Annotated in this window: 3 protein-coding genes; 1 reads left to right on the forward strand and 2 read right to left on the reverse strand. The window is 41.8% G+C overall.

Translation table 11 applies throughout. The features are described from left to right. Positions 1-1153, forward strand: a 1153-nt coding sequence (locus tag AACT21_RS08520) for a methyl-accepting chemotaxis protein (RefSeq protein ID WP_141195280.1), incomplete at its 5' end; no start/stop codon positions are given. Between the two features lie 96 nt (positions 1154-1249). On the opposite strand, the gene AACT21_RS08525 is transcribed toward AACT21_RS08520, so the two are convergent. Both AACT21_RS08525 and AACT21_RS08530 read right to left on the reverse strand, forming a co-directional pair. Beyond that, positions 1250-1819 (reverse strand): YceI family protein, encoded by a 570-nt coding sequence (locus AACT21_RS08525; RefSeq protein ID WP_013867851.1) that lies wholly within the window; start codon positions 1817-1819, stop codon positions 1250-1252. Further along, the gene (locus AACT21_RS08530) at positions 1816-2355 is read right to left on the reverse strand and encodes a cytochrome b (protein ID WP_094164685.1); all 540 of its coding nucleotides are present in this window, start codon (positions 2353-2355) and stop codon (positions 1816-1818) included. Before AACT21_RS08530 ends, AACT21_RS08525 begins: the two co-directional genes overlap by 4 nt. Between the last annotated feature and the right edge of the window lie 546 nt (positions 2356-2901).

Genomic DNA, 2901 nt, shown 5'->3' on the forward strand with positions numbered 1-2901 from the left:
TAATGTTGAACAACAGTTTGTTACCTTTTCTGAAGTGTTAAATAAAGAGATTACAAGTATTGAGCAAGAACTTAACTATGTGAAGCAAGGGCTCAGTGCGTTAGTGATCGTGCTAATCCTTGGATTTATTCTCCAAATAGCGCGCTCCATTAACGTGCAAGTGAGTAAGTTGTTATCAGTGATGCAAATGATTTCAAACAGCAACAACATCAGTTTGCGTGTTGAACTGACTGGCCGCAACGAGCTGGTATCGATCGCAACTTATTTTAATACCTTACTCGATAAGTTCGAAACTCTTATCGCTGGCTCTCAAACAAAGTCTCACCAGCTATCGAACAGTACATCAAGTATGCATAACGAATTAGAAGATGTGATTGAACAGTTTCACGTTCAGGCTGACCACACTACGACAATGGCAACGGCCGTTCAAGAAATGGTGTCCACCATCAGCGAAATTTCAGAAAGTACCAGTGTAGCGGTAGAAGGTGTACACAAAGCCGCGCACAATGCTCAGCAAGGGCGTTTAGTGGTAGAATCAACGGTAAAAAATGTCGATGAACTCTCACGAACATTGGAAAAAAGTCAAATCTCCATCGCCTCATTGAACAAGCATGTCGAACAAATTGGCGGTGCTGTTAACATCATTCAAGGTATCGCAGAGCAGACCAATTTACTGGCATTAAATGCCGCGATTGAAGCCGCTCGCGCCGGAGAACAAGGAAGAGGCTTTGCTGTGGTCGCCGATGAAGTGCGCGCACTTGCCAGCCGCACGCATCAGTCAACGGAAGAGATCACCAATGTCGTTTCTGCAATTCAAAGCCAAATGAGCACCGTTGTCACTGATATTGCACAATGCAACACTCAAGGCCATGCGACGCTAACGGCTTCAGGAGAACTGGATAATAGTTTACGTCAGATTCTCTCTGACATGGAAATGATACAAAGTAACTCTGAGCGAATCGCCTCTGCAATTGAAGAACAAGGCATTGTGATGAACCAAGTCAGTGAATCGATCACCGAACTTAACTCTATCTCTGATAATAATATGCACTCAGCTAAACAGTGTTTGATTGAAGTCGATATCGTTTCCAAACAAGCAAACGACATGGACAACGCGGTCGCCGAATTCCAGACTCAGAAATCCGTCAGTTAGCCAATGTATAGAGATAAAATATAGCGAGAGTTAGTGAAAAGGGTCTAGAGTTAGACCCTTTTATTCATGTTTGCTTAAAGCATAACAAGATGTGGATTACTTTTGTATTCCTTCAACATAGAGTTCCATATCGACATAGCTTGAAGCGCCCATTACTGCAATATTGAAATCCGCGAGTTCGATACGTGTTGTCCCCGAAAAACCAGCGCGTTGGCCACCCCATGGGTCTTTACCTGCACCAATAAATTCTGCATCAATAGTAATGGGTTTGGTTTGACCATGCAGAGTAAGATCACCGAGCACTTCTAGTTTACCATTCCCTTTATCAACCACTTGAGTACTGGTAAACGTGGCTTGTGAATATTTTGATGCATCAATGAAATCAGCACTACGAATATGTTTATCACGTTCAGCATGGTTACTGTCCAAGCTGCGAGTATCCACATTAACTTTCACTTTTGAGCTTGCAAGGTCGTTAGGATCGTAGGAAAACTCACCATCAAACTTGTTAAAGCGGCCCTTGGTAAAGCTATAACCAAGATGGCTGACTTTAAAGTTAATTGAAGCATGCGCACCTTTGGTATCTATAACATAGTCAGCAGCGTTTGCACCTAGCGGCATGAGTGTTGCGAAAGCCAATCCAGTAGCAAGTAACGTTTTCTTCATTTAGAAGCTCCTATCATTTTTCGTAGCGTATCGTCTTTATCAATAAAATGGTGCTTGAGTGCGGCAACAGCGTGCACGCCTGCTAAAATAATCAGCGTCCAAGCTGCGTAAAAGTGAACCGTACCAGAGAGATCGGCTTGTCCTTCAAACAACAAGCCCATACTTGGTACAGTAAACCAATTGAAAACATCAATCCCTCGGCCATCTTCTGTTGAGATCAAATAGCCTGATACAAACAGCGTCATCAATAATAAATACATTAATCCGTGCGCCGCTTTAGCCGCAATGCGCTCATAGTGGCCGCCACCAATGGCAGGAGAGACACTCACCAACTTCCATAGTATGCGGAACAGGGTGACCACGAGCAGCAACAAACCGACAGATTTATGCCAATGTGGCGCGGTGTTATACCATTGACTGTAATAGGTTAACTCAACCATCCAGATCCCAGCACCAAACATACCGATGATAACGAGTGCGGATAACCAATGGATAAGACGCGTGACTAAGTTGTAATTTTTAACTTCAGTTGTCATAAATTTTCTAAACCAGCAAGTGAAACAGCAACAAAGTGAATTGAATCTATATTCTAGCCTAAATTATTAACACAGTATTTACCATACTTTACATTGTGGACATACTTTAGTACTGATTGAGTTATTCGAAAAAACTGAAGGAACTTATTGTGGATATAGATAACCACGACTTAGGCTCAAACAACTTGAAACAACGGTAGCTTCAAATCATAAGGGTTTAACACCTGTAGAATGCTCGTATTAGAAGAATAGTGTGAAAGATCAAGAACTCACCATTTGCTGCTCGTGCTTGTTGATAACTGTGGTAATCTTGCTTGGCTTTATTAAAGGAGAACAACGAGTTGCTACTGGACATTATCGAGCAAAACAAAAAACATAATTAAAAATCAATAGGTTATTTGCTAATGACTTATCTAATGGCGATGAAGTGGCGACAGATTTATTTTTGCTTACTCTCTTTTATACTTCTCTATCATTCAACGGAATCGCGCTTTTCGTCTTGCTTTTTTACTTGCGCCCTGCCCTATTTTTAGTTCTTCCGTCATG

The organism is Vibrio sp. V08_P9A1T1, from assembly GCF_963874405.1.
GTDB classification, from domain to species: Bacteria; Pseudomonadota; Gammaproteobacteria; order Enterobacterales; family Vibrionaceae; genus Vibrio; species Vibrio anguillarum.